This is a genomic window from Pseudomonas sp. B20 (assembly GCF_020515755.1).
Taxonomy (GTDB): domain Bacteria; phylum Pseudomonadota; class Gammaproteobacteria; order Pseudomonadales; family Pseudomonadaceae; genus Aquipseudomonas; species Aquipseudomonas syringae.
Genome location: NZ_JAHPJG010000004.1, coordinates 155,804 through 176,500, shown reverse-complemented (window position 1 = coordinate 176,500; position 20,697 = coordinate 155,804). Strand labels below are relative to the sequence as shown.

Sequence of the window (20,697 nt, the reverse complement as noted above, 5' to 3'; positions counted from 1 at the left end):
CCGTGCCCCGTGCCTCAAGGCCGCGACTGAGGATCGCGCCGGGTCATTTGGCAGTCAGAAATGCCAGCACCGGCACAGTGAATGCGTCACCCGCCTCGACGCTGGACAGGTGCGCCGCGTGCAGCTCGATGATCTGCGAACCCTGAATCCGTTCAACCATGAAACGCCCGTCCGCCGGGGTCGTTACAGCATCCTGCGTGCCACAGACCACCAGCACAGGCAGCTCGATGGACGCGATCTGCTCACGGAAATCCGCATCGCGCACAGCCGCGCAATTGGCCGCGTAACCCTGTGGCGAGGTGCGTGCCAGCATGCCGACAACCGTGTCGACCGCAGCGGGCTCGGCGTCCGCGAAGGAAGGTGTGAACCAGCGCGCGATCGAGGCATCGCGCAACGCGACCATGGCCGACTGGCCGTCACGCAGAACGGTTTCGATACGAGGATTCCAGACATTGGGGTTGCCGATTTTGGCGGCCGTATTGCACAGCACGACCTTGTGCAGGCGCTGCGGCGCATTGATTGCCAGCCATTGGCCGATCAGCCCGCCCATGGACAGGCCGCAGAAAAAAGCCTTGTCGATGTCCAGCGCGTCGAGCAGCGCCAACACATCCCGACCGTTTTGCTCGATGCTGTAACTGCCCTCAGTGACCAGCGATTTGCCATGACCGCGCGTGTCGTAACGCAATACCTGAAAGTGACGGCTGAAGGCAGGCACCTGGTTGTCCCACATGTGCAGATCCGTGCCCAGGGAATTGGACAACACCAGCACCGGCGCGCCCGCCGGACCTTCGAGCAGGTAGTTCAGTTGACCATCAGCGAGTTGCACGGCAGACATTCGAGACTCCGGAGAAAGGCAAAGCTGCACACTAATCAGTGTCGCAGCAGCATACAATCGGCGGATCGAATATCCGTGCGGCTATCGAACAGCTTACCGTGCGCCGTCAGACCCCAGGGAGCATCCATGCCAAAGAGCCCGCAAAAGACCCTGCACAAGGAAGACATCGCCAGATTCTGTCTCGACCTGCCAGGCGCGCGTGAAGACTACAAGTGGGGCGGCATACGGGTTTTTTCCGTCGCCGAAAAGAAAATGTTCGCGGTCATGGATCTGGTCGGCGAGGACCTTGCGTTCAAGGTCCACCCGGAATTGTTTCTGGGTTACGTGGATCGACCCGGCATACGACCTGCGCCCTATCTGGCGCGTGCGCACTGGATCAGCGTGGCCGATCTGCAGACGCTGAGCGCCGATGAGGTGCGCGATTTGCTGACCCGCTCGCACCAGTTGGTGGTCGGCAAGCTGCCGAAACGGCAGCAGATCGGCCTGAAGCTATAACGGCAGCAGTTGCACAAGCCGCTTGCCCAAAAACAGCCAGTCAATCCACAGCGCCTGATGCACCAGCACGATCAGCCAGAACACGACCTGAAAAGACACTTTGCGGGTCTTGTGCCGGAACACCTGCTGTGCCAGCAGCGCGCCGGGCCAGCCGCCGAGCAGCTCGACGCCATGCAGGACGTTCTCCGGCGTGCGCTGGCCCGCGTTGCCGGCCTGTCGCTTGTCATGCCGGTAAAGCAAGAACGCCAGCAGGCTCATGACGATCAGGACCAGCGCCGGAATCGGCGTGACTTGCCTCAGCCACAGCGACGCCGTGCCGTAGACCGGTAACGCACACAGCAGAAACAGTACCAGTACCTTCAAGCGCAGTTGCCGGACCGGCGGCCTGCCACGGCTGGCTGGCCGTGACGACTCGCGGTTCGCTGTCATGCCTTGGCCGATGCCCAGTCGATCCAGCCAAACTGCCAGGTCGCCAGAATCAGCAGGCCGAAGGCGATGCGATACCAGGCGAACACCGCATAACTGTGAGTGGCGATGAACTTGAGCAAACCGCGCACTGCGATCATCGCGAAGATGAACGAGGTGATGAAGCCGATGGCAAACACCGCGAAGTCGTCCGGGCGAAACATGTCACGGTACTTGTAGCCCGAATACACCGCGGCACCGACCATGGTCGGCATGGCCAGGAAGAACGAGAATTCGGTCGCCGCCTTGCGGGACAGGCCGAACAGCAGGCCGCCAATGATCGTCGAACCCGAACGAGAGGTGCCGGGGATCATCGCCAGGCACTGTACCAAGCCTATTTTGAGCGCATCGCTCCAGCTCATGTCATCGACGGTTTCGGTGCGCACGGTGTGCTCGCGGCGCTCGGCCCAAAGCATGATCACCCCACCGATGACCAGCGCCGTGGCCACGGTAATGGCATTGAACAGGTAGTGGTGAATGGTATCGGCGAAAATCACGCCCAGCACCACGGCAGGCATGAAGGCGATCAGCAGGTTGAGGGTGAAACGCTGCGCTTGTTGCTGTTTGGGCAAACCCACGACGACGTCGAGGATCTTGCGCCGAAACTCCCAGACTACTGCCAGAATCGCCCCCAACTGAATGATGATGTTGAAGGCCATGGCGCGCTCGCCGCCAAAATCGATCAGGTCGGCGACGATGATCTGATGCCCGGTACTGGAGATCGGCAAGAACTCCGTCAACCCTTCTACAACACCCAATATCAACGCCTGAGCAGCGGTCCAAAGATCCATCATTCCCCCATGAAGCGATGCCGCAGGCTCGCTGTTTAATGTTGTCGTGTAAAAAATGCTTGCCACTATGCCGCCACATGCCTGAACGAAGCTTGAAGAAACTCGCGCAAATGCAAGGCGCGGAATGCTAGCAGACCTGCACGCACAACGCCTGCTGACGTAAGCTCCGGCGCAACACAAGCTGCACGCCGCGCGCAGAAGCGCATACAATCGCCGGCCCCGCCCCTCACTACCCTCACCAAGGAGCCGCCATGTCCGGGCTTGAACTGTTCGCTGCCGCCATCGGCGTTATCGCAGTCTGGCTGACAGTGAAGCAGAATCCCTGGTGCTGGCCAATTGGCCTGGTCATGGTGGTGATCTACATCTGGATATTCTTCGACGTAAAGCTGTATTCGGACATGCTCCTGCAAGTCATTTACGCCGGCCTGCAGGTGTATGGCTGGCTGCAATGGACGCGGCACGGTGCCGGCCTGCCGGTCAAAGCCGTGACCACGTTGCAGCACGGTTCGGTGCTCAAGGGGCTGGCGGTCGGCGCACTCATCAGCGTCGCACTGGGTGCCGGCATGGCGCATTTCACCGATGCGGCACAACCCTGGCTGGACGCCGCGCTGACCGGGTTCAGTCTGGTGGCGCAGGTCTGGATGGCGCAAAAACGCGTTCAGTGCTGGCCGCTGTGGATCCTGCTCGATGTGATTTTCGTCGGTCTGTTCATCTACAAGGACCTTTACCTGACGGCTGCGCTGTATGGCTTGTTCACCCTGCTGGCGGTGCAGGGCTGGCGCGAGTGGCGCAACGATCTGGCGCTGGCGCGATGAAAGTTCTGGTCCTCACCGGCCCGGAGTCCAGTGGCAAGAGCTGGCTGTCGGCGGAGATACAGCATAGGTTCGGCGGCCTGCTGGTCGGCGAATACGTCCGGTATTTCATTGATCAGCAGGGCCGCGACACCGATTACGCCGATATTCCGGCCATCGCCCAGGGCCAACTGGCCTGGGAGGACGCGGCGCGCGCCGCCGAGCCGCACCTGCTGATACTCGACACGCACCTGTTGAGCAACATGCTCTGGAGCCGCACGCTGTTCGGCGACTGCCCTGCGTGGATCGAACAGCAACTGCTGAGCCGCGCCTATGACCTGCACCTGTTGCTGTCGCCCGAGGGCGTTGACTGGATCAGCGACGGCCAGCGCTGCCAGCCGCAGCTGGGTGAACGCCAGGCCTTTTTCGACGCCAGCCGGGAATGGCTGGACCACCACCGGCAGGCTTACCGGGTAGTGGGCGGTAACTGGGAGCAGCGCCGCGAACAGGCGCTGAGCGCTGTCTCGCAGTTGCTGGGCGACTCAGCGGATCTGGTGCTTGTGTAACAGCCGATAAAACGTCGGTCGCGAAATACCCAGCACTCTGGCCGCCACACTCAGATTGTCACTGTGGCGCGTCAACACATCGCACAACGCCTGGCGCTCGGCCCGGGACTTGTAATCCTCCAGCGTGCCCATGTTGCCGATACTGTCCTCTTCGCCCAGCAGGCCCAGATTTGCCGCTTCTATCTGCCTGCCTTCGGCCAGCACCAGCCCGCGCCGAACGCGACCGGCCAGCTCGCGCACATTGCCCGGCCAATCGTGCTTGCCCAGCGCCACCAGCGCATCCTGACTGAAACTGCGCGCCCGCCTGCCGGTTTCCTGACTGTACACATGGGCGAAATGGTTAGCCAGCAAGGCCAGATCGCCATGGCGCTCGCGCAGCGGCGCTACGCCGACCTGCAGCACATTGAGCTGGTAATACAGATCCTCGCGAAAGCGCTTTTTGCGTACCGCCGTTTCAAGATCCTCGCGAGTGGCGGCCAGCACCCGCACATCCATTGCAATCGGTTCGCCGCCGTCCGCGCGCTCGATCTGCCGGTCTTCGAGAAAGCGCAGCAGGCTCGCCTGGGTATCCAGCGGGAGCTCACCGACCTCGTCGAGCAACAGCGTGCCGCCGTCTGCGGCTTCAAGCAATCCGCCCCTACGCTCCTGAGCATCGTCAAGCCCGCCGTCCTCATGACCGAACAGCACGGTGTGGATCGACTGCCCGTCAGGCGCTGCGCAATCAACCACGATAAAGGGTTTGTCGCGTCGCAAGGACTGAGCATGCAGGCTGCGGGCGATCAGTTCCTTGCCCGTGCCCCGCTCGCCCCTGATCAGTACCGGCGAATCGGTGGGCGCCAGTTTGCTCAGCAGCCTGCGCAATTCACGGACAGGCCGACTGTCGCCGAGCAACTCGGGTTCCGCGCTGAACGGCGATGGCGAGCCCTGCACTGGCGGGCGTCCGGCAATAAACGCTCTATCGAGCGAGGCATACAGCCGACCGGCATCGAAAGGCAGCGTATGAAAGTCGAAAAACCAGCGGCAGACAAAATCGCCGATTTTCTCGCGGCGCAAATCACTGGCTGACAGTACTGCAATCCAGCGCACCGGGCTGTTAACGAACAGCGCCTCGAGCCTGGGCAAGTGTTCAAAATGATCGGACGTCAGGTGAATCAGGCCTACATCACAATCAGAAATGATTGCCGAACCCGATGGGCTTTCCTGCACCGTCCAGCCGGCTTCGATCAGAACAGGGATCAATGGATGACAGTCGTCACCGCCGTCGAGCATTAACAGACGTCGTGTTGGGGCCGATCCATGCATGAAGATTCCTTGGCGCCCGGCGTATGGAGGGATTTTTAAAAGCTTTTTATAAACAGTCTGTTGGCGAGCCCAATCATCACCCTAGCAAATATTTGACGCAGCGTTGTACCGTTTGGGTCTAACGCTCATAACCTGAAGTCATTAACGCGCCGCCTGCCCGACCCTTTTTGCCCGGGACATCCATGCGCGCGCCCGTCGAAAATAATTCGCAACTATTTTCAGTGAACAGTGTGACTCATGACCCCTTGTCGTTCATCAACACAAGTAACCAGCCGGACGGTTAGCCCGCCGCCGTGACTGAATTGATATGGGCACTTGAGGAAACGACCATGAACGCCCCACTGCGCTTCAACGATGCACTTCTGATCGCTGGACACGCTTTTGAACCCTTCCAGTGTGTTGCCTGGGCACCACAGGACGGTAACGGCGAACTGAGCCTGACGGTGATCGACCGCACCAGCAACCGTATCGGTCGCAAGCAGATCCCGAGCAGCACCTACTCCGACAAGCGCCAGCTGGCCAGCGCTCTGGAACAGGCCCGTGCAGAAATCAGCAACGAAGGCTACGACCTTGAGCCGTGGACCATGCCGGCTTGATGGCTGACTGAGCGGGCTCCCCGCTTGGCGTAATGGAAAACCTGTGGGATCGCCGCACTCGCCGCGCCCACAGCAATGTGTTCTCAGTGCCATGCTCTGCGCGCGCCAACCCCGCAGAGCATCGGCGAGAGAGCAGGGCCTGACGGATTCCCTACCCTCAGACCCGCTTCAACTCATCGATGTGCCGGTACTCAGCCCCCAGACTCGATGCCAGTTCCCGCGCCCTTCCCAGGCGGATCGGGCCTTTCTCGATATCGATCAGCAAACTGGCGCAGTCGAACGCAGGCAGTGCCGGTAACGACTTGATCCGACCATCGGTCAGCACCAAAACCCGCTGCTGTTCGGCCGGATAGCGTTTTTGCCGTTGCGCCAGCCATTCAGCCGCCTGTTGCAGCGCTTCCGGCAACGGCGTACCACCACCAGCCCCCAATGCATCCAGCCAGGGTGTCAACGCCGATGAGGCTTTCAGCCCCTGATGTTGCCAGCGTGGCGCAGTGCCGCTGGCGGTCAGCAAGGCCAGCCGAGCCCGGCGTCGATAGGCATCGTCGAACATCTGCGACAGTAGGCCCTTGGCCTGACTCAACGCCTGATGGCGGCGGGTAGACGCCGAGGCATCGACAATCACCAGCAATAACTCGCTGGGCCGGCTGCTACGCGGCTGGCGAACCAGATCCTTGTGGCTCTTCGGCTGACCGCGCAAAAAGGTCGGCAACCATTGCACCGGGCCATCAGCTCCAACACGTACAGCGCCCTGCCTGCCGCTGGCCAGTCGACCGGGACGGGGAATGGCATCCGCCCCCTGTGTGGTGCGGGGACGGATGCCTAGGGCTTTTTTGGCCAGCTCGGCACTTCGCGGCGTGATCCGGTCGTAACTGCCTGGGCAGGCAACTCACCCCAACTGCCCTGCCCGCTTTCAGGCTCGGCCTGTTTGCTGGACGATCCTGGTGGCGGTGGTGGCGCCTCGGAATTTTGCGGCGGCGGTGAGGGCTCGCGACGCCGGTGGCGCAAGGCAAATTCGGCAACCGCTTCGATGTCCTGCTCTTCGATATGCCCGGCACCCCGCCACGCCGCATGCGCGCGCGCAGCCCGCAGCCAGACCAGATCGGCGCGCATGCCGTCGACACCCGCGGCAAAGCAGCGCTCGGTGATCATTGCCAGAGACTGGTCATCCAGTTCGATGCCCGCCAACAACTGACGTGCCTGCTCACAACGCAGCTTCAAAGCATCCTGCTGCGTTTGCCAGTGCTGGCAGAAGCCCTGAGGATCGCTGTCGAAATCCAGACGGCGACGGATGATCTGACTGCGCTCGGCAGGCAGCGTATGGCCGCTCAGGGCCACGTTGAGGCCAAAGCGATCCAGCAACTGCGGGCGCAATTCGCCTTCTTCGGGGTTCATGGTGCCTATCAGTACGAAACGCGCAGCATGACGATGGGAGATACCGTCGCGCTCGACCAGGTTGACGCCGCTGGCCGCGACGTCCAGCAGCAGGTCGACCAGATGGTCGGCAAGCAGGTTGACCTCATCGACATACAGCACGCCACCGTCGGCCTTGGCCAGCACGCCTGGAGAGAAGCGCGCGCGGCCCTCGCTCAGCGCGGCGTCAAGGTCCAGCGTGCCGACCAGACGCTCTTCGGTAGCGCCCAGCGGCAAGGTGACGAACTGACCGCTGGCCAGCACATCGGCCAAACCGCGGGCCAGCGTCGACTTGGCCATGCCTCTTGGTCCTTCGATCAACACGCCGCCGATGCGCGGATCGATGGCAGTCAGGCATAACGCCAGTTTCAGGTCATCGGCACCCACCACAGCGGCCAGTGGAAAATGCGGAGTTTCGCTCATCGTTGAATCAGACACGGTCATCAGTTCTCTTCTATGTCCAGGAGCAGGTCTTCCAGCGCCTGCTGATACTCGCCAGGCTCCTGCCAGAGGCCGCGCTGCTGGGCTTCGAGCATGCGCTCGGTCATGTCGCGCAGCGCATCGGGATTGTGCTGGGCGATGAAATCGCGAGTCGCCGGGTCCAGCAGATAGGCGTCGGCGAGCAGCGCGTACTGGTGATCATCGATCAGCTCGGTGGTTGCATCGAACGCGAACAGGAAATCCACGGTCGCGGCCATTTCGAAAGCACCTTTGTAACCATGGCGCTTGGCCCCTTCGATCCATTTCGGATTCGCTGCGCGCGAGCGTATCACCCGGTTCAGCTCTTCCTTGAGGGTGCGGATCTTAGGCAAATCGGGCTGGCTGTGATCGCCATGGTAACTGGCGGTCTTCTGCCCGCTGAGGGTTTCAGAAGCGGCGAGCATGCCGCCCTGAAACTGGTAGTAGTCATTTGAGTCGAGCAGGTCGTGCTCGCGATTGTCCTGATTCTGTAGCACCGCCTGCACCTGAGAAAGCCGTTGGGCAAAGCGCTGCCGCGCGGGCGTACCTTCATCGGCAGCGCCATAGGCGTAACCGCCCCAATTCAGGTAAACCTCGGCAAGGTCGTCGCGGCTCTGCCACAGTCGGCCATCGATAGCGCCCTGTACGCCAGCGCCATAGGCACCGGGTTTGGCACCGAATATCCGCCAGCCGGCCTGACGCGCCGCCTCGTCTTCATTCAGGCCTTCTGCGATGAAGCCTTGCCGTTCTTCACGGACCCTGGCCGCCAGCGGGTTCATGTCGTCGGGCTCGTCAAGCGCCGCGACGGCCTGCACCGCAGCGTCGAACAGCTTGATGAGGTTGGCGAAGGCATCGCGGAAGAAACCGGAGACCCGCAGTGTCACGTCCACTCGCGGGCGGTCGAGCAGGCTGATCGGCAGAATCTCGAAGTCGTCGACCCGCTGACTGCCCGTCGCCCACACCGGACGCACGCCCATCAGCGCCATGGCCTGGGCGATGTCGTCACCGCCGGTGCGCATGGTCGCCGTGCCCCATACCGACAGGCCCAGCTGGCGCAGGTGATCGCCATGGTCCTGGAGGTGTCGTTCCAGCAGCAGATTGGCGGACTGGAAGCCGATTCGCCAGGCCGTGGTGGTCGGCAGGTTGCGCACGTCCACGGTAAAAAAGTTGCGGCCAGTGGGCAGCACATCCAGGCGCCCCCGGCTCGGCGCGCCGCTGGGGCCTGCCGGCACGAAACGACCACTCAGGGCGTCAAGCATGCCCTGCATTTCGCCGGGGCCGCAGGCATCCAGACGCGGCGCGACGACGTCACGCAGGCTGTCGAGAATCTGGGCCAGATCATCGTGCGCCGGCAAGTCGGTCAACGCTTCGCCCTGCGTGACGCGTTCGATAAGGATGGCGGCGTAAAGCTCCAGCCGCTCGCGAGCATCGCCGGCACTGCGCCAGGGATCGCTGCTCAGGGCCTGCAATGCAGCGGGCCGCGGGCCGGTCCAGGGTTCGGCCAGCTCGCAGTTCAGCGGGTCGAAGTCCAGCTCGAACGCCTTGCTCAGCGCGCGCAACAGACTGGACTGCGCGCCACGCCCGTCACCGCGCGGAATACGCAGCAGGGCCAGCAAGGTGTCGATGCGCAGGCGACCTTGCGGCGATTGACCGAAGATATGCAGGCCATCGCGAATCTGCGATTCCTTCAGGTCACACAGGTAAGTGTCCAGACGTGGCAGCCAGAGCGCCGCGTCGGCATCGCTGTCGAGGTTCTCGCCCAGCGCCAGTTCGCGGTCGATATGGGTTTCACGGACCAGTTCGAGAATGTCACGCTGCAGCTCTCGCGCGCGGCGCGGATCGAGCATTTGCGCTTCGTAGAATTCGTCGGCGAGCAGCTCCAGATTGCGCAACGGGCCGTAGGTCTCCGCGCGGGTCAGCGGCGGCATCAAGTGATCGATGATGACCGCCTGAGTGCGCCGCTTGGCCTGTGCGCCCTCGCCCGGATCGTTGACGATGAACGGATAGATGTTCGGCATGGCGCCCAGCACCGCGTCCGGCCAGCAGGTTCGCGACAGCCCCACGCCCTTGCCGGGCAGCCACTCGAGGTTGCCGTGCTTGCCGACATGCACCACCGCATGCGCGCCGTAGGCTTTGCGCAGCCAGAAGTAGAACGCCAGATAGCCATGGGGTGGAACCAGGTCCGGGTCGTGATACACCGCGCTCGGGTCGACCTGATAACCCCGCGCCGGTTGAATGCCGATGAAGGTGAGGCCAAAGCGCAGTCCGGCGATCATCATCCGGCCGCTGCGAAACATCGGATCGGCGTCCGGCGTGCCCCAACGGGCGTTCACCGCATCGCGATTTTCCTGCGGCAGTTCGTTGAACGCTGCCAGGTATTCCTCCAGCGCCATGCTCTGCTGACACGGGCGCTGGTCGATACTGTCCAGATCATTGGTCACGCCGCCCAGCAGTTGCTGGATCAGTTCGGTGCCAGTGTCCGGCAACGGCGCCAGCGGATAGCCCTCGGCCTGCATGGCGCGCAGGATATTCAGCGCCGCAGCAGGCGTATCGAGCCCCACACCATTGCCGATCCTACCGTCGCGAGTCGGGTAGTTGGCGAGGATCAGCGCCACGCGCTTTTCGCCATTGGGCAGGCGCGCAAGCTCGATCCAGCGCCGCGCCAGTTGCGCGACGAAATCCATCCGGTCCGGCTGGGCGCGGTAGCAGACCACGTCTGACTGGCTGCGCTCACTGCGCCAGGCCAGGTCCTTGAAGCTGATCGGCCGACTGATGATGCGTCCGTCCAGCTCCGGCAAGGCAATGTGCATCGCCAGATCTCGAGCGCCAAGGCCCTGTTCGCTGGCCTGCCAGGCAGGCTCGTTGTCCTGCGCGCAGATGGCCTGAATGACCGGTACGTTGCGCCGGAACGGACGCAGATGCGGCGCCTCCGGACTCGACTGGGCAAAACCGGTGGTATTGAGGATCAGCTCGGTTTCAGCCTCATCCAGCCAGTCCTCCACCTGAGTAAAACAGCCGGGTTCCTTGAGGCTGGCCACGGCAATGGGCAGCGGGTTGATGCCTTGCGCCTGCAAGCGCACACAGAACTCGTCGATGAAACCGGTATTGGCGGCCTGCAGGTGCGAGCGATAGAACAGCAGCGCCACCACTGGCTGCTCGGCAAGCCAGTCTGCCTGCCAATCGGCAAGCTGCGCGCTTGCCAACCGCGGATGGTAGATGGCTGTGCGCGGCAACGGCGCGGGCTCGGCCCAGGAATAATCGCGGTCCAGCCAACGACTGGCCATGCAGTTGTACAACTGCAGCGCGTTCTGCAGGCCGCCCTGACGCAGAAACTGCCAGAGTCGGTCGCGCTCTACGGCAGGCACAGTGCTCAGATCACTCAGCTCTGGATCGGGGCGGTCATCACCCGGCACCAGAATGACCTGAACGCCGCGTGCCGCGAGCTCCATCAGCCGCTCGACGCCGTAGCGCCAGTAGCCAATACCGCCGTGCAAAGAAATCAGAATGACCTTTGCGTGACGCAGCACTTCATCGACGTAAAGGTCGACAGAGGCGTGATTCTGGACCTGCATCGGGTTGGCCAGACGCAGGCTGGGGTAGTCTTCGGGGAGCTGCCGGGCGGCCTCGGCCAGCAGCGCCAGGCTGGAGTCGCCACTGCAGAGAATCACCAGCTCGGCCGGGGTCTGGCCCAGATCGGCAATATTGTCGTCAGGTACGAAACCGCCGGGCTGGGTTCTCAGTAAATGCATGGGTCAGCCGACAATCGCAGCATTGAGTTGAGCTTGCAGGGCTGCGGCATCCAGCTCCTGACCAATCAGCACCAGGTGCGTGGCACGCTCTTCATCGGTACGCCATGCGCGGTCGAAGTGCTTGTCGAAACGAGTGCCGACACCTTGAATCAGCAGGCGCATCGGCTTGCCGGGAATGGCCGCGAAGCCCTTCACACGCAGAATGCCGTGCTGCACCACCAGCTGATTCAGCGCATCGAGCAGGACTTTCTCATCGGCTTGCGGCAGTTTCAGGGAAATCGAATCGAACGCGTCGTGATCGTGGTCATCATGATCGTCATCGTCGTGGTGATCATGGTGGGTCTTGCGAGCGTCGATATGCAGCTCGGACTCGGCACCGACACCCAGCAGCACGCTGATCGGCAGACGACCACTGCTGGCTTCGATCACCTTGACCGCAGGCGGCAGCTCCTCGGCGACTTCGGCACGCACCGTCGCCAGACCTTCGGCGTCGATCATGTCGGCCTTGTTGAGGATCACCAGATCGGCGCTGGCCAGTTGATCGGCAAACAGTTCGTGCAGGGGCGACTCGTGGTCCAGGTTGGGATCGAGTTTGCGCTGCGCATCGACCTGATCAGGGAAGGCAGCAAAGGTGCCGGCCAGTACCGCCGGGCTGTCGACCACCGTGATCACCGCATCGACCGTGCAGGCGTTGCGGATTTCCGGCCACTGAAAAGCCTGGACCAGCGGCTTGGGCAGCGCCAGACCCGAGGTTTCGATCAGGATATGGTCCAGATCACCACGGCGCGCGACCAGTTCGCGCATGACCGGGAAGAACTCTTCCTGCACGGTGCAGCACAGGCAACCGTTGGCCAGTTCGTACACCCGGCCGTTGGCTTCTTCTTCGGTGCAGCCGATCGTGCACTGCTTGAGGATTTCTCCGTCGATGCCCAGCTCGCCGAACTCATTGACGATGACCGCAATGCGCCGCCCTTCGGCGTTGTCGAGCATGTGCCGCAACAGGGTGGTCTTGCCCGAGCCGAGGAAGCCAGTGACGATGGTGACGGGAAGCTTGGCCAGTGTTTTCATCAGGTGCCCTTTGGCAATGCGGCGGGCAAACAGGACGAGAGCCGCATGCATGACACGCAGATCGGATCGCCACCGGATCACCCCGCCCGGTTGTAGTGAGAATTCTCCAGGGCCGCAGCACGTGTGGCCCGTTCGAGGCAGGTCTCCTGGCTCACGGCGGCGTGCAGCAGGCAATGAACAACGTGCCGACACGCATTCATCGCGCCTTCCCGCCGCAGCAGTGGCTGTGCAATGAACATGACCGTTTACAGTTGCGGGGGCAGCTGCGGCATGTACCGCATTCCCGTCTTAGCTCCACTGGGTGATGTTTTACCCGGGGAGAACCTCGAATCAGCAAGGCTACGCAGTGACTGCAGAGAGGTCAATCGTTCAGATTGACGCTGCCCCGCCGCCCATGCTCTCCTGTGCGCCTTGTTTCGGGTGCCCCTCACGGGGTGAAACGGGAAACCGGTGCGCTCGCGTTGTCGAGCAAGTCCGGTGCTGCCCCCGCAACGGTAAGCGAGAGTAGGTCTGATCCACTGTGCTGCTGGCATGGGAAGGTGACCTTGCAGGCTTTGACGCACTGACGTCCTGGCCCCTCGCGAGCCCGGAGACCGGCCCGATATGCTTGCAATGACAAACCCGCGGTGGGCGGGCGCAGTTGAAACCTCCGGCGTCTGCCGGCAGGTTCTTTTGCGCGTGGCCCACTTGCCGATTACCAACAAGAGGGAACGCCATGTCGACCATCAGCAGCCACGCCGCCGCGCCCGGCTCCACACGCACTCAACGCCTGACAGCCGCCATCAGCGCTGCGCTTCTCGGCGCCTGCCTGGTGTATTTCGCCGGTTTCTCGCACATCGCGGCCGTGCACAACGCGGCACACGATACCCGTCACAGCGCTGCCTTTCCTTGCCATTGAGGGCCACACAATGTTCAAGCGAATTGCCTACACCGCAGGTTTCACCGGCCTGCTCGCCGCCCTGTTGCTGACCCTGCTGCAAAGCCTGTGGGTGGTGCCGCTGATCCAGCAGGCCGAGACCTACGAAAACGCACCTGCCGAGCAACTCCATCAGCACGCGGACGGCGCGATGACTGAACACAGCCACGCCCATGAAGAAGCGGCCTGGGAGCCCGAAAACGGCTGGCAGCGTGTGCTGTCCACCACCGGCGGTAACCTGGTGGTCGCGGTGGGCTTCGCCCTGATGCTTGCCGGGCTTTACACCCTGCGGGCGCCGGGTCGCACCGTGCAAGGCGCATGGTGGGGGCTGGCCGGTTTTGCCGTGTTCGTGCTGGCCCCGACCCTTGGGCTGCCACCCGAACTGCCAGGCACAGCCGCCGCCGAGCTGAGTCAGCGGCAACTGTGGTGGCTCGGCGCTGCCGCGTCGACTGCCGCCGGGCTGGCCTTGCTGGTGTTCGGTCAGAACTGGCTGCTCAAAGCACTGGGTGTGGCGATTCTGCTGGTCCCGCATGTGCTTGGCGCGCCACAGCCGCTGGTCCATGAAAGCCTGGCTCCCGAGGCTCTGGAATCGCAGTTCATGATTGCCTCGCTGCTGACCAACGCGCTGTTCTGGGTTGCGCTGGGATTGATCAGCACCTGGCTGTTCCGCAGAAACGACGTGCACACCGACAATGTCGACCTGCATCAGGCCTGATCCAGCGACCCTTCAACCCGGCGCACCTCTGGTTGCCGGGCTGGGCTGTCGGCGCGGCTGCTCGGCTGCGCTGTTGCGCGATCTGCTCGAGCAGAGCCTGCAGGCACTTGAGCTGGACATCGGTCGGGTGACCGCGCTGGCGTCCATCGACCTGAAAGAAACCGAGCCCGGCCTGCTTGAGCTGGCCGGGCAACTGGCTGTGCCACTGGTGTGCTTCAACGCCGCGCAACTGGTGGCGTGGGAACTGCACCTCACGCACCGTTCTGCGCAGGTGTTCCAGAACACGGGCTGTCATGGCGTCGCCGAGGGCTCGGCCCTGGCACTGGCGGCACAACTGGGAGACGGTACGGCCACCCTGCTGATCGAACGGCAGAAAAGCGCGCAGGCCACATTTGCCTTGGCAATCAGCCCTGCGCACGGCGGATAATCTCCCCGCGCTCATTCACCCCGGAGAATTCATTGACTGTCTATTTCATCGGTGCAGGCCCTGGCGATCCGGAGCTGATCACCGTCAAGGGCCAACGCCTGATTCGCAGCTGCCCGGTCATTATCTACGCAGGCTCGCTGGTGCCCCTCGCCGTGCTGGAAGGTCATCAGGCCGTGCAGGTGACCAACAGCGCCGAACTGCATCTGGAGCAGATCATCGAGCTGATCAAGCATGCACACGCACAGGGCCAGGATGTGGCGCGCGTACATTCCGGAGACCCGAGCCTGTATGGCGCTATCGGTGAGCAGATCCGTTACCTGCGCGAACTCGACATTCCGTTCGAAATCATTCCGGGGGTGACCGCGACCGCTGCCTGCGCCGCGTTGCTGGGCGTCGAGCTGACCCTGCCGGACGTTTCGCAGAGCGTGATTCTGACCCGCTATGCCGACAAGACCTCAATGCCCAGCGGCGAGGAACTGGCCAGTCTGGCCAGCCATCGGGCAACCATGGCGATTCATCTGGGGGTGAACAACCTGCAACGGATCGTCGAGAAGCTCATGCCACATTACGGCACCGACTGCCCGATTGCCGTGGTGCACCGCGCCAGCTGGCCGGATCAGGACTGGGCCGTTGGCACGCTGGCGGATATTGAGGAAAAGGTACAAGCCAAGGGCTTTCGCCGTACGGCGTTGATTCTGGTCGGACGCGTGCTTGCCGATGACACTTTCAGCGAGTCCTCGCTGTACCGCGCCGGGCATGCCCACTTGTTCAGGCCAAAGTAGTCAGTACCGCCATGATGTTCGCAGTAACGAGCGGCGACGCATGGCGTGATGAACAGCGTGCCAACGCTGGGCTGGCACGCTGATCGGTATTGCCCTCCTCAGGCAGCCGCCTCATACAGCTTCGGCGCGGCCACTTCGCCGCTTTCCAGGCTCTTGCGCAGAATATCGGCCTGCACGGCAGCCGCTTTCATGGCGCTTTCCTTGATGTAGCCATAGCCACGAATGCGTTCCGGCAGGCGTGCCAGACTCAAGGCGGTATGGCGATTCTGCGTCTGAAGGTGCTGCAGGATCAGTTCGACATCGCTGACATAGCGGTCAATCAGCGCCCTCTCCTGCTGACGTTCAAGACTGCGACCGAACGGATCGAGCGCCGTGCCACGGAGGAATTTGAATTTTGCCAGCACATCGAACGCGCGCAGCATCCACGGGCCAAAACTACGTTTGCGCGGCAGGCCAGTGTGCGGATCGCGCTTGGCCAGCCACGACGGTGCCAAATGAAACTCCAGCCGGTAGTCGCCTTCGAACTGCGCTTGCAACTGGCGGGTGAAATCGCCGTTGCTGTACAGCCGCGCCACTTCGTACTCGTCCTTGTAGGCCAGCAACTTGAAGTAATTGAACGCCACGGCCTCGGTCAGCGTCGGCTGCTGACCGGGAAACGTCCGCGATTCGCTGTCGCGTACGCGCTGTACCAACGCCAGATAGCGCTTGGCGTAGGCCGCGTTCTGGTACTGCTTCAACGCGTCGACATTGCTCTGGATACGCTGATCAAGGTCCATCGGTTGCGGCTCGCTGACCTTGTCTTGTGGGTTGACGAAAGCCTCCACAGCGGCGGGATCATGCGCGGTACGACGCCCCCAGAGAAACGCCTGCTGATTCAGGTTGACCGCTACACCGTTGAGTTCGATGGCCTTCTCGATGGCCGCCGAGGTCAATGGAATCAGGCCCAGCTGGAACGCATAGCCGAGCATGAACAGGTTGCTGGCGATGCTGTCGCCCATCAGTCGGGTGGCCAGTGATGTGGCTTCGACAAAATGGGTCTTCGCCGCGCCGACTGCCTCGATGATGGTCTGCTTCATGGCTTCGGCCGGAAACACGGCATCCGGATTGCGCGTGAACTCGGCGGTCGGTGTTTGCTGGCTGTTGACCACCGCATGGGAAATCTTGCTATCGAGCTTGGCGATCGCGTCCGGGCCGGCAGCCACCAGCAAGTCACAGCCGAGCAGCAGGTGCGCTTCACCGGCGGCGATACGCACGGCAAACAGATCCTCCTGGCGCGCGGCAATGCGGATATGGCTGACCACCGGACCGAATTTCTGTGCCAGACCAGCCTGATCGAGCACGCTGCAGCCCTTGCCTTCCAGATTCGCGGCATAGCCCAGCATCGCGCCGACGGTGGTCACCCCTGTGCCGCCGACACCCGGCAAGAGAATATTGAACGGCCTGTCGAGCGACGGCAGAACCGGTTCCGGCAGACGTGCGAATGCTTCGACCTGCTTGGGCAACGCAGGCTTGCGCAGTTTGCCGCCGTGCACGGTGACGAAGCTCGGGCAGAAACCCTCGACGCAGCTGAAATCCTTGTTGCACGCGCTCTGATCGATTTCGCGCTTGCGCCCCTGCGCCGTTTCCTTGGGCAGCACAGACAGGCACCCGGATTTGACCCCGCAATCGCCGCAGCCCTCGCACACCGCCGGGTTGATCAACGCGCGCTTTTCCAGATCGGGCATGGTGCCGCGTTTGCGACGGCGGCGCTTTTCAGTGGCGCAGGTCTGGTCGTAGATGATGACCGACACGCCTTTGAACTCGCGCAACTCGCGCTGCACGCTGTCCAGATCACGCCGATGATGAAAGGTGGTAATCGGCGCGAAGTCCTCACGACTCGGGTACTTGTCCGGTTCGTCGGAAACCAGCGCGATGCGCAGCACGCCTTCGTTGAACACCTGACGGCTCAGTTGATCGACGCGCAGCACGCCGTCGATCGGCTGGCCACCGGTCATGGCCACCGCATCGTTGTAGAGAATCTTGTAAGTAATGTTGACCTTGGAGGCCACCGCCGCACGCAGCGCCAGGTGCCCAGAGTGAAAGTAGGTACCGTCGCCCAGGTTCTGGAAAACGTGCGGGGTTTCGGTGAACGGCGCCTGACCGATCCAGGTCACGCCCTCGCCGCCCATTTGGGTGAAGGTATCGGTTTCGCGGTCCATCCAGATGGTCATGTAATGGCAGCCGATCCCGGCCAGGGCGCGACTGCCCTCCGGCACCTTTGTCGAAGTGTTATGCGGGCAGCCGGAGCAGAAATGCGGGGTGCGCTGGGTAGTGAACAGCGGCGCCTGCAGCGCTTGCTCCTTGTCGCTGAGAAACTGCAGGCGCGCTTCGATTTGCGGGCTGCTGTAGAACGGCGCGAGGCGTTTGGCGATCACCCTGGCAATCATCGCCGGGGTCAGCTCGCTGAGGTTTGGCAGCAGTGAGCGGCCCTGCTCATCGAACTCGCCGACCACCACTGGCCGGCGCTCCACAGGCCAGTTGTAGAGCTGACCGGTCAACTGGTCTTCAATGACACTGCGTTTTTCCTCGACCACCAGAATCTCGTCCAGCCCTTCGGCAAAATCGTGAACCGACACCGGCTCCAGCGGCCAGCTCATGCCGACCTTGAGCACGCGAATCCCGACCTTCTCGCACAGCTCCTGATCGATACCCAGCTCTTCGAGGGCCTGGCGCACGTCCAGATAGGACTTGCCGGTGGTGATGATGCCCAGCCGCGGTTGCGCAGAATCGATCACCACCTTGTTCAACTGGTTGGCACGGGCGAAGGCCCTGGCGGCGTAGATCTTGTAGGTGTTGAGTCGCGCCTCCTGGGCCAGCGGCGGGTCCGGCCAGCGGATGTGCAAACCGCCTTCGGGTATATCGAAGTCGTCAGGGATACGGGTTTTGATCCGCAATGGATCGACCTCGACCACCGCGGAAGAGTCGACGTTCTCGGCAATGGTCTTCATCGCCACCCAGCAACCGCTGTAGCGCGACAGCTCCCAGCCAATGATGCCGTAGTCGAGAATCTCCTGAACATTACTGGGGTTGAGCACGGGGATCATCGAGGCGATGAACGCATGCTCACTCTGGTGAGCGATGGTCGATGATTTGCAGCCGTGGTCGTCGCCCGCCAGGATCAGCACACCACCATTGGCCGCAACACCGGCTGAGTTGCCGTGCTTGAAGACATCACCGCAGCGGTCCACACCCGGTCCCTTGCCGTACCAGAGAGCGAACACGCCATCGTACTTGCCATGCGGGAACAGGTTGACCTGTTGACTGCCCCAGACCGCCGTGGCGGCCAGTTCTTCGTTGATGCCCGGCTGAAAATGGATGGCGTTTTGTTGCAGGTAGTCCTTGGCGTCCCAAAGGCTCTTGTCCAGATTGCCCAGCGGCGAACCGCGGTAGCCAGAGATAAACCCGGCAGTGTTCAGGCCCTGCGCCTCATCGCGCTGCTTTTGCAGCATCGGCAGGCGAGTCAGGGCCTGCGTGCCGGTCAGGTACAGATTGCCGGTGGCAAGCCGGTATTTATCATCCAGACGAATATCAGCCAGGGACATGCGAATACCTCTCTTGTTCTTATAAGGTCAGGTCTTGTACGCCGGGACGGTCCTGCCCGGCAGCCTTGCAATTAGACTGCCAGCAGCAAAGAGGCTTTTTCTTTCTAAATGCGCGCAAATCTGCTGATATTCAGCATGCTTTTTTCGGCCAGAACAAAAAACAAGGTCAATTCATGCAGCCAAAATTGAGCCCCATCGATCGCAAGATTCTTCGCCTGCTGCAACATGACGCCAGCCTGTCGGCCGCGGAAATCGCCGAACGGGTCGAGCTGTCGCAATCGCCCTGCTGGAGGCGTATTCACCGGCTTCAGGAAGACGGGGTGATCGAACGCACGGTCGCCCTGCTCAGTACCCAGAAGCTGGGGCTGAGCATGACGGTGTTCGTCGAGGTCAAGCTGTCAGGCCATGGCCGCCGCTATCTGGCCGAGTTCGAGGAGGCAATCATCGGCCACCCGGAGGTGCTGGAGTGCTACACGATGGCCGGGGGGATGGACTTCATGCTCAAGGTGGTGGCTCAGGACATCGCCAGCTACGAACGCTTTCTACGCGATCATTTGCTGCAATTGCCCCACGTCCACGAGGCCCATTCGAACATCGCCATGAGCACGGTGAAGCGCACCACGGAGCTGCCGCTGGACTAGACGATATCGGGGAGAATCGAGAAAAGAAAATCCGCCGAGCGAGCGCTGGCGGATTATCGGTATCAATGAGGGCAATAAAAACATTTGACTTGCAAATGATAATGATTATTATTGCATCAGCGGGTCGCGAGCCCCGCTGGATAACCCGGAAGTCTTAGGTCGGCTTCCTGATTATCTCCTCATCAGGCTAATCACGGTTTTTGACCCGGCTTATCGCCGGGTCTTTTTTTGGTTCTTTCTTTATGGTTTCGCTGCTTCAGGCTAATGAAGTCTGGGTGTTGCGCGGTGTGTTGCAATGCCGTGGATCATAGCAAAGGCGCCTCGATCAAGGCCATGCTTTTAAGGCGAAAACGCCTGGATGCGGCAGATAAAACGTAAATGCTGGGACTTTTCACTTGAGAATGATTCTCGTATTCACTAGTCTACGCTTGTCACGGACGCTACCCGACATCGCAAGGAAGATTCCCATGGACGACCAGCGAGCGATACATCATGAGTAATCAGCTCTCGTCTCTACTGCACCTCCCCGCCCGCCTGCCCGAGCCGCAACCCACGCTGCAGGCGATCGAACTCGGCCACCGACTGGGCAAGCTCTCGCGCCGGACCCGGCAGATATTCCTGCTCAGCCGACTCGACGGCCAGGCCTACGCCGACATTGCAGCCTTCATGAGCGTCGACATCGCGCGGGTAGAGCGTGCGATGCTTCGCGCGCTGGGCAAGGCGCATGCGCCTGGCGCTGCAGACACCACAAGCCCTGCCATTCAGGCCACCCTTCAGGATCGCGCCAGCCGCTGGTATGTGCACTTGCAGAGCCCTGCGGCAACCGCCAGCGAACGCATCGAATTTCGCCACTGGCTGGACGCCGATGCCGCGCACCTTTCAGCCTTTCAGAACAGCGAGCGTTTGTGGCGTCAGTTGCAGGCACCCGCCTCGTTGCTCGGCGCATCCGGCTGGCATCGACGCAAGCGCCGCGTGTATCTGGTCTGGTGCCTGCTGACCGCCTTCATCTGCAGCCTGATGGTCACCGCCGAGGCCATGTCCTGACGCGCAGATGACCGTTGCAGTGAAGTTTACGTCGCAGGACGCGATGTCGATCGGTGTACAG

Annotated in this window: 19 protein-coding genes and 2 riboswitches; of the genes, 10 read left to right on the top strand and 9 right to left on the bottom strand. The window is 62.1% G+C overall.

Annotated features, from left to right (window positions below; all coding sequences use genetic code 11):
• Nucleotides 1-43 precede the first annotated feature (43 nt).
• Nucleotides 44-835 carry a 3-oxoadipate enol-lactonase gene (gene pcaD, locus LIX91_RS05880; RefSeq protein ID WP_226488127.1) on the bottom strand — a complete coding sequence of 264 codons (792 nt, stop codon included), beginning with the start codon at nt 833-835 and terminating at the stop codon, nt 44-46.
• Nucleotides 836-961: 126 nt separating this feature from the next.
• On the opposite strand from pcaD, the gene LIX91_RS05875 reads away from it, so the two are divergent.
• The gene (locus LIX91_RS05875; RefSeq protein WP_003411291.1) at nt 962-1,330 is read left to right on the top strand and encodes an MmcQ/YjbR family DNA-binding protein; all 369 of its coding nucleotides are present in this window, start codon (nt 962-964) and stop codon (nt 1,328-1,330) included.
• Here LIX91_RS05875 and LIX91_RS05870 read toward each other — a convergent pair.
• Together LIX91_RS05870 and LIX91_RS05865 are read right to left on the bottom strand one after the other, a co-directional pair.
• On the bottom strand, nt 1,325-1,759 hold the full coding sequence (locus LIX91_RS05870; protein WP_103695631.1) for a DUF1294 domain-containing protein: 435 nt from the start codon (nt 1,757-1,759) through the stop codon (nt 1,325-1,327). The genes LIX91_RS05875 and LIX91_RS05870 overlap by 6 nt on opposite strands.
• Nucleotides 1,756-2,586, bottom strand: coding sequence for an undecaprenyl-diphosphate phosphatase (locus tag LIX91_RS05865; RefSeq protein WP_003394753.1), 831 nt, complete (start codon nt 2,584-2,586; stop codon nt 1,756-1,758). Before LIX91_RS05865 ends, LIX91_RS05870 begins: the two co-directional genes overlap by 4 nt.
• A gap of 251 nt (nt 2,587-2,837) precedes the next feature.
• Between LIX91_RS05865 and pnuC the strand changes: the two genes are divergently transcribed.
• The gene (gene pnuC, locus LIX91_RS05860; protein ID WP_226488126.1) at nt 2,838-3,401 is read left to right on the top strand and encodes a nicotinamide riboside transporter PnuC; all 564 of its coding nucleotides are present in this window, start codon (nt 2,838-2,840) and stop codon (nt 3,399-3,401) included.
• Nucleotides 3,398-3,943 carry an AAA family ATPase gene (locus LIX91_RS05855; protein ID WP_226488125.1) on the top strand — a complete coding sequence of 182 codons (546 nt, stop codon included), beginning with the start codon at nt 3,398-3,400 and terminating at the stop codon, nt 3,941-3,943. The genes pnuC and LIX91_RS05855 overlap by 4 nt, the downstream gene beginning before the upstream one ends.
• On the opposite strand, the gene LIX91_RS05850 is transcribed toward LIX91_RS05855, so the two are convergent.
• Nucleotides 3,920-5,245: a sigma-54-dependent transcriptional regulator gene (locus tag LIX91_RS05850; protein ID WP_226488124.1), complete on the bottom strand. Its 1,326-nt coding sequence runs from the start codon at nt 5,243-5,245 to the stop codon at nt 3,920-3,922. The two genes, LIX91_RS05855 and LIX91_RS05850, sit on opposite strands and share 24 nt — an antisense overlap.
• A 329-nt stretch (nt 5,246-5,574) precedes the next feature.
• On the opposite strand from LIX91_RS05850, the gene LIX91_RS05845 reads away from it, so the two are divergent.
• Nucleotides 5,575-5,841 carry a hypothetical protein gene (locus tag LIX91_RS05845; RefSeq protein WP_003315350.1) on the top strand — a complete coding sequence of 89 codons (267 nt, stop codon included), beginning with the start codon at nt 5,575-5,577 and terminating at the stop codon, nt 5,839-5,841.
• Between the two features lie 157 nt (nt 5,842-5,998).
• Here LIX91_RS05845 and LIX91_RS05840 read toward each other — a convergent pair whose 3' ends face one another.
• Genes LIX91_RS05840 through cobW form a run of 4 tightly spaced genes read right to left on the bottom strand, consistent with a single transcriptional unit; the run spans nt 5,999 to nt 12,530 of the window.
• Complete coding sequence (locus tag LIX91_RS05840) at nt 5,999-6,610, bottom strand: vWA domain-containing protein (RefSeq protein ID WP_026175243.1); 612 nt, start codon at nt 6,608-6,610, stop codon at nt 5,999-6,001.
• A 53-nt stretch (nt 6,611-6,663) separates the two neighbouring features.
• A complete protein-coding gene (locus LIX91_RS05835) occupies nt 6,664-7,698 on the bottom strand; it encodes an ATP-binding protein (RefSeq protein WP_103688655.1) in 1,035 nt (344 codons plus the stop codon).
• Nucleotides 7,698-11,462 carry a cobaltochelatase subunit CobN gene (gene cobN / locus LIX91_RS05830; RefSeq protein ID WP_226488123.1) on the bottom strand — a complete coding sequence of 1,255 codons (3,765 nt, stop codon included), beginning with the start codon at nt 11,460-11,462 and terminating at the stop codon, nt 7,698-7,700. The genes LIX91_RS05835 and cobN overlap by 1 nt, the downstream gene beginning before the upstream one ends.
• Before the next feature lie 3 nt (nt 11,463-11,465).
• Nucleotides 11,466-12,530, bottom strand: a complete 1,065-nt coding sequence (cobW, locus tag LIX91_RS05825; RefSeq protein WP_226488200.1) for a cobalamin biosynthesis protein CobW — start codon at nt 12,528-12,530, stop codon at nt 11,466-11,468.
• 118 nt (nt 12,531-12,648) lie between these two features.
• Nucleotides 12,649-12,873: riboswitch (cobalamin riboswitch) on the bottom strand.
• A 58-nt stretch (nt 12,874-12,931) separates the two neighbouring features.
• Nucleotides 12,932-13,147, top strand: a riboswitch (cobalamin riboswitch).
• A gap of 98 nt (nt 13,148-13,245) precedes the next feature.
• On the opposite strand from cobW, the gene LIX91_RS05820 reads away from it, so the two are divergent.
• Genes LIX91_RS05820 through cobM form a run of 4 tightly spaced genes read left to right on the top strand, consistent with a single transcriptional unit; the run spans nt 13,246 to nt 15,370 of the window.
• Nucleotides 13,246-13,428 (top strand): CbtB domain-containing protein, encoded by a 183-nt coding sequence (locus LIX91_RS05820; protein ID WP_226488122.1) that lies wholly within the window; start codon nt 13,246-13,248, stop codon nt 13,426-13,428.
• Nucleotides 13,429-13,438: 10 nt separating this feature from the next.
• Entirely contained in the window at nt 13,439-14,161 is a 723-nt protein-coding gene (locus tag LIX91_RS05815; protein ID WP_226488121.1) for a CbtA family protein, read from the top strand.
• Nucleotides 14,139-14,588, top strand: coding sequence for a cobalamin biosynthesis protein (locus LIX91_RS05810; protein WP_003417355.1), 450 nt, complete (start codon nt 14,139-14,141; stop codon nt 14,586-14,588). The genes LIX91_RS05815 and LIX91_RS05810 overlap by 23 nt, the downstream gene beginning before the upstream one ends.
• Before the next feature lie 32 nt (nt 14,589-14,620).
• Complete coding sequence (cobM, locus tag LIX91_RS05805) at nt 14,621-15,370, top strand: precorrin-4 C(11)-methyltransferase (protein WP_226488120.1); 750 nt, start codon at nt 14,621-14,623, stop codon at nt 15,368-15,370.
• Nucleotides 15,371-15,468: 98 nt separating this feature from the next.
• Here cobM and LIX91_RS05800 read toward each other — a convergent pair whose 3' ends face one another.
• Nucleotides 15,469-18,951, bottom strand: coding sequence for an indolepyruvate ferredoxin oxidoreductase family protein (locus LIX91_RS05800; RefSeq protein WP_226488119.1), 3,483 nt, complete (start codon nt 18,949-18,951; stop codon nt 15,469-15,471).
• Between the two features lie 173 nt (nt 18,952-19,124).
• Between LIX91_RS05800 and LIX91_RS05795 the strand changes: the two genes are divergently transcribed.
• Both LIX91_RS05795 and LIX91_RS05790 read left to right on the top strand, forming a co-directional pair.
• Complete coding sequence (locus LIX91_RS05795) at nt 19,125-19,592, top strand: Lrp/AsnC family transcriptional regulator (protein ID WP_002553253.1); 468 nt, start codon at nt 19,125-19,127, stop codon at nt 19,590-19,592.
• Nucleotides 19,593-20,084: 492 nt separating this feature from the next.
• Complete coding sequence (locus LIX91_RS05790; RefSeq protein ID WP_100072960.1) at nt 20,085-20,636, top strand: DUF4880 domain-containing protein; 552 nt, start codon at nt 20,085-20,087, stop codon at nt 20,634-20,636.
• The last annotated feature ends 61 nt before the right edge of the window (nt 20,637-20,697 follow it).

What these genes read in the sequence shown, in the direction of transcription:
- pcaD (WP_226488127.1), bottom strand. Translation starts at nt 835, where the DNA reads ATGTCTGCCGTGCAACTCGCTGATGGTCAACTGAACTACCTGCTCGAA.
- LIX91_RS05875 (WP_003411291.1), top strand. Translation starts at nt 962, where the DNA reads ATGCCAAAGAGCCCGCAAAAGACCCTGCACAAGGAAGACATCGCCAGA.
- LIX91_RS05870 (WP_103695631.1), bottom strand. Translation starts at nt 1,759, where the DNA reads ATGACAGCGAACCGCGAGTCGTCACGGCCAGCCAGCCGTGGCAGGCCG.
- LIX91_RS05865 (WP_003394753.1), bottom strand. Translation starts at nt 2,586, where the DNA reads ATGGATCTTTGGACCGCTGCTCAGGCGTTGATATTGGGTGTTGTAGAA.
- pnuC (WP_226488126.1), top strand. Translation starts at nt 2,838, where the DNA reads ATGTCCGGGCTTGAACTGTTCGCTGCCGCCATCGGCGTTATCGCAGTC.
- LIX91_RS05855 (WP_226488125.1), top strand. Translation starts at nt 3,398, where the DNA reads ATGAAAGTTCTGGTCCTCACCGGCCCGGAGTCCAGTGGCAAGAGCTGG.
- LIX91_RS05850 (WP_226488124.1), bottom strand. Translation starts at nt 5,245, where the DNA reads ATGCATGGATCGGCCCCAACACGACGTCTGTTAATGCTCGACGGCGGT.
- LIX91_RS05845 (WP_003315350.1), top strand. Translation starts at nt 5,575, where the DNA reads ATGAACGCCCCACTGCGCTTCAACGATGCACTTCTGATCGCTGGACAC.
- LIX91_RS05835 (WP_103688655.1), bottom strand. Translation starts at nt 7,698, where the DNA reads ATGACCGTGTCTGATTCAACGATGAGCGAAACTCCGCATTTTCCACTG.
- cobN (WP_226488123.1), bottom strand. Translation starts at nt 11,462, where the DNA reads ATGCATTTACTGAGAACCCAGCCCGGCGGTTTCGTACCTGACGACAAT.
- cobW (WP_226488200.1), bottom strand. Translation starts at nt 12,530, where the DNA reads ATGAAAACACTGGCCAAGCTTCCCGTCACCATCGTCACTGGCTTCCTC.
- LIX91_RS05820 (WP_226488122.1), top strand. Translation starts at nt 13,246, where the DNA reads ATGTCGACCATCAGCAGCCACGCCGCCGCGCCCGGCTCCACACGCACT.
- LIX91_RS05815 (WP_226488121.1), top strand. Translation starts at nt 13,439, where the DNA reads ATGTTCAAGCGAATTGCCTACACCGCAGGTTTCACCGGCCTGCTCGCC.
- LIX91_RS05810 (WP_003417355.1), top strand. Translation starts at nt 14,139, where the DNA reads ATGTCGACCTGCATCAGGCCTGATCCAGCGACCCTTCAACCCGGCGCA.
- LIX91_RS05800 (WP_226488119.1), bottom strand. Translation starts at nt 18,951, where the DNA reads ATGTCCCTGGCTGATATTCGTCTGGATGATAAATACCGGCTTGCCACC.
- LIX91_RS05795 (WP_002553253.1), top strand. Translation starts at nt 19,125, where the DNA reads ATGCAGCCAAAATTGAGCCCCATCGATCGCAAGATTCTTCGCCTGCTG.
- LIX91_RS05790 (WP_100072960.1), top strand. Translation starts at nt 20,085, where the DNA reads ATGAGTAATCAGCTCTCGTCTCTACTGCACCTCCCCGCCCGCCTGCCC.